At 28.4% G+C, this 4,139-nt stretch carries 5 protein-coding genes; 3 read left to right on the top strand and 2 right to left on the bottom strand.

Annotation, left to right across the window (positions count from 1 at the left end):
• Together traL and LS72_RS10075 are read right to left on the bottom strand one after the other, a co-directional pair.
• On the bottom strand, positions 1–289 hold a 289-nt coding region (gene traL, locus LS72_RS10070; protein WP_138155324.1), incomplete at its 3' end, for a type IV conjugative transfer system protein TraL.
• Between the two features lie 3 nt (positions 290–292).
• Positions 293–613: a hypothetical protein gene (locus tag LS72_RS10075; protein ID WP_138155325.1), complete on the bottom strand. Its 321-nt coding sequence runs from the start codon at positions 611–613 to the stop codon at positions 293–295.
• A 660-nt stretch (positions 614–1,273) separates the two neighbouring features.
• Between LS72_RS10075 and LS72_RS10080 the strand changes: the two genes are divergently transcribed.
• Genes LS72_RS10080 through LS72_RS10090 form a run of 3 tightly spaced genes read left to right on the top strand, consistent with a single transcriptional unit; the run spans position 1,274 to position 3,931 of the window.
• The gene (locus tag LS72_RS10080; RefSeq protein WP_034555222.1) at positions 1,274–2,500 is read left to right on the top strand and encodes a replication initiation protein; all 1,227 of its coding nucleotides are present in this window, start codon (positions 1,274–1,276) and stop codon (positions 2,498–2,500) included.
• Positions 2,491–3,138, top strand: coding sequence for a ParA family protein (locus LS72_RS10085; RefSeq protein WP_034555223.1), 648 nt, complete (start codon positions 2,491–2,493; stop codon positions 3,136–3,138). Before LS72_RS10080 ends, LS72_RS10085 begins: the two co-directional genes overlap by 10 nt.
• Entirely contained in the window at positions 3,116–3,931 is an 816-nt protein-coding gene (locus LS72_RS10090; RefSeq protein ID WP_138155326.1) for a ParB/RepB/Spo0J family partition protein, read from the top strand. The genes LS72_RS10085 and LS72_RS10090 overlap by 23 nt, the downstream gene beginning before the upstream one ends.
• Positions 3,932–4,139: the final 208 nt, after the last annotated feature.

Here is a 4,139-nt window from a genome sequence, read left to right on the forward strand (position 1 = left end):
GAAAATATCGCATATAAGAGGGTGGAAATGTTTTTGTTTTTTTAATTCCTACCATATAGAGAATGTGTTTAAAAAAGCCTCTAACTTTGCTTTTCTTTAGTTTGTTTGTTAAAGAAGTTATTAGCATTCCTAAAGCTAAAATAACAATAGTTGCGGTGAAACTCTCAGGAATAAAAAAACCTATATATGCAAAAACAAAAAACACTATGATAATATCCATCTCCCAATTACCAACCATAGGCAACTGGTCTATAAATTTATTAATACTTATGTATCCATTTGTAGCCATCTTTTAAAAAATTCCTGTATAAAGAGCAGTAACAATTTTATTAGAGTTGTAGAAAATAACAGCTAGAATAAATAAAGATGCAAACTGCACACCTCCTGCCATACCTCCTATTTGCCACCAACGCATTAAACCAACAATTACAACAATGGTCGTAATTAATAAATTTAAATTCCTATCACCTGTCCATTGCTCAATGGTTTCATAGACTTTGCCTAAACCCAAAGTATCTGTCTGATTCCCTGCGATTGCTAATGTGGCGAATAATCCAAAAAATAAGATTAAAAAAAGCCATATTCTTTTTGATTTAAACAAATCATCACTCATTTGTCTCTCCTTGAAATTAATTGATTTAAAAGATTCAAAAATTATTACGAAAAAAGGTAACCTGTAAGACAAAATAATCATAAAAGTTTTCTAAAAAAATATTTTAAAAATATCTTACTCAAACAAATTCTGCGTAAGAAATTATTTAAATTTGACCATAGTAGTTTTATATTTTATATATTTATAAATTTTGAGCATGTCGTTAGTAGAGTAAAAAAGGCAGTTTCAAAGCATTTACTCAAACAAATTCTGCATTTACTCAAACAAATTCTGCATTTACTCAAACAAATTCTGCATTTACTCAAACAAATTCTGCATTTACTCAAACAAATTCTGCATTTACTCAAACAAATTCTGCATCTTTAAAATTAGGATAGTAATTGGAGATTAGTTGGATAGTAATTGGAGACTAGCAGGTATAAGACTGTAAAAATGTCAAAATATTATAAAATTAGTGTTTAGCATCGTAAATTATGGCATTTGCTGGGTTTTAAGAAAGATGCAGAATTTGTTTGAGTAGAAATCTAACTATTGCGTTCTTTTAGATGTTCCATAAAAATATTTTTATGCAGAATTTGTTTGAGTAAAATTTTTCAATCCCACAATTTACTTGATTTAAGCGAATAAAAAACATATAATTCAACAAACTAAAGGAGTTTTTTGCAAAATTCAGATAAAAAGAAGCAAGAAGTTAATGATAATGGTTTTACTATAAATAAGCACAATGAGTTTATAAAGGTGCAAATGATAAAGAGACAAATGACTCTTACTCAAGCTAAACTATTTGACTCCATTATTGCTACAATACAATATCTTATCAAAAATGACCAAATTGATGCAAGTATGGAGCTACAAGAAGATAGGATTCTTAGAATCGACTATAACTTATTTTATAGTTGTATGCTTGATGGTGTTTCTAAAAAAAGAATTAATAAGAAAGAAATTGCACAAGGCTTAGATGATCTTGTATCTATAACTTATAAATGGATGACAAAAACAGGATTTGGATCCGCTTCTATTTTTACAAGAGCCGAAATTGACTATACCACAAATGAGGTCATCATTCAGTTGGGTAAAGATTTTAATAAAGCTAGAGTTATACCACAACAAGAATATACTAAAATGCTTTGTGGAAATCTTAATATGCTTCGTTCTATTCATTCTAGGATACTTTATCAATATTTAAAAATGCTTCTTGGTTCAAACACAGAGAAAGCATTTAAAAATACTATATATCTTTCTTTAGAATCCATTCAAAGAATTTTTTCACTCAACAAAAAAGATCATCAAAGCTATTTTTCACAACCTAATATTTTAGTGAAAAGGTGCATTAAAGAGCCAATACAAGAAATTAATAAAAATGATTCATTAGATATTGTAGTAAATTTTGAACTCAAGAAAAATAAAAATAAAACAATAGGGGTAACACTTTTTTTCCACCATAAAAAAACAAACTATGATTCAGAATATTTAAAATCAGATTTTAATCAATTTAAAAAACAAGTAATAGAAAAATATAAAGGAAAAAGTGTTATTCAAGGTGTTTTAAACTACTCTCTTGAAACCACTTTCTCCATTAACCAAAATTCCCTTATTGTTAATAATACAACACAGAAAGTTTTATCAAGTGATGAAGCATATCATATTTGGAGCTTTATGTATAAAAATCAAAGCTTAATTGGTAAATTCTTCTCTCACAAAGAATTATTATTAAAGGAGTATAAGTCAAAAACATTTCTTATGAATAATGAATTATTTACATTGGTAGATATTGAAGATGGAGATATTGAAGATACATTTACGCTTGTGTTAGAAAATAATGAAAAAACAATAGGAAGAATTAAATCTATGTCAAAAGAACAAATAAAAGGATTACAATGGCAATAATTACAGTTGCACACACCAAAGGTGGAGTTGGAAAAAGTATGATTTCTTGGAATCTAGCAGGTGCATTTAATGGCACAATACTAGATTTGGATTTCCAAAGGACATTAACGAGAAATAATGAATTAAGGAAGCAATTTGGCTTAAAACCTTTCAAAGTCTTAGAAATTAGCTCTCCTGATGAATTTTTATCAGCAATGAAAAAAGCTTCATTATCTGAATATATCATTGTTGATACCGGAGGATTTGATGATAATTTGGTCCGTTTAGCTATTGCTTATGCAAATATTATAATAACTCCTGCATTTGAAAATAATTCTGAACTATTTGGGCTTCAAACATTTGCAGATATTTTAAATGAAATACAACAACAAATCAATCACGAAATATCATCTTGTGTTTTGATTAATAGAGCATATCATAATGCAACAAATTTTGAAGTGATTAAATCTATATGTAATAGTAGTCCTAAATTTAGATTAATGAATACAATTATCCGTGACAGAAGCATTTATAGAAAAACATTTAATGCTGCCCAAACAATTTATGAAAGCACAAATTTTCAAGCTAAATCAGAAATTAATTCTTTGAAAAAAGAAATAGAACAAAGGATAGTTAATGCAATTAAAGAATGTATCTAGAATCAATGCAATTACTAAAATAGGAGCCGATTTTAGTAATGCCACCTTAAAAAGACAAAGAATGGCAGGACAAGAAGTGGAGATTAATGAGCTATTAGAGAATCCCTACCAACCAAGAATGGAATACAAGGAAGAAAGTATCAATGAGTTAGCTGATTCTATAAAAAAGAGTGGATTAATCCAGCCTATTATTATTGGAGTTGTTGAATCTAAATACTATATTATTGCTGGGCATAGACGCGTTAAGGCTTACCAAAAACTAGGCTATGAAAAAATTCAAGCTCTCTTAAGAGATTATACACTTGATGAGTTTAAAAGGGTTTCTTCATCACAAACCCTTATTGAGAATATCCAACGAGAAAACTTATCGCACTTAGAATTAGCTTTAGCGTTTAATCGCCTCATTGATAATGGAGTATTTAGGACCTATGAAGATATTGCAAATGGGATTGGAAAGAGTGAGAGATATGTGAAAAAGGTTATGTCTTTGTTAAAACTTTGTAAAAAAGTGCAACAAGAAATTTTAAATAGACAAAAGATTCCTTTAGAGGTTTTAGAAGTAATTGCAAAAATAAAATCTGAATCAAAGCAAGTAGAAGCATTTGAGAGATATTTTAAAAAGGAAATAGATTTAAAAGCTATAAAAGCAGAGTATTTGTCGAATAAAATAAAACCCAAAAACATCCCCATTTCTTTCAATGAGAAAAAAGGAATTGTATCTATTAATCTAAGTCAATACACAAGCAAGGATGAAGCTATTAAAGCTTTTACTGCATTTTTAAAACAAATGTGAATATGATACTTTGTTTTAAGCTATTTTTAAGAAAAAGTGCATAGTCTGCACTTTTTCTTATATTTGCCTTAAATTCACTCACAAATCTATCACCTTAGCTTTTTCTTGCAAATCAAATAAATGCTTAAAGATTTTAATAAAACGCATATCATCAAATCCACTCTCTATATTTAGCAGTTCTTGCGTTGGTGTATCTTTACAAGCTTGG

The sequence above is a fragment of the Helicobacter apodemus genome, from assembly GCF_000765745.2.
GTDB classification, from domain to species: Bacteria; Campylobacterota; Campylobacteria; order Campylobacterales; family Helicobacteraceae; genus Helicobacter_D; species Helicobacter_D apodemus.

Excerpts from the sequence above, each read along its gene's own strand:
- LS72_RS10075 (WP_138155325.1), bottom strand. The coding sequence starts at position 613 with ATGAGTGATGATTTGTTTAAATCAAAAAGAATATGGCTTTTTTTAATC.
- LS72_RS10085 (WP_034555223.1), top strand. The coding sequence starts at position 2,491 with ATGGCAATAATTACAGTTGCACACACCAAAGGTGGAGTTGGAAAAAGT.
- LS72_RS10090 (WP_138155326.1), top strand. The coding sequence starts at position 3,116 with ATGCAATTAAAGAATGTATCTAGAATCAATGCAATTACTAAAATAGGA.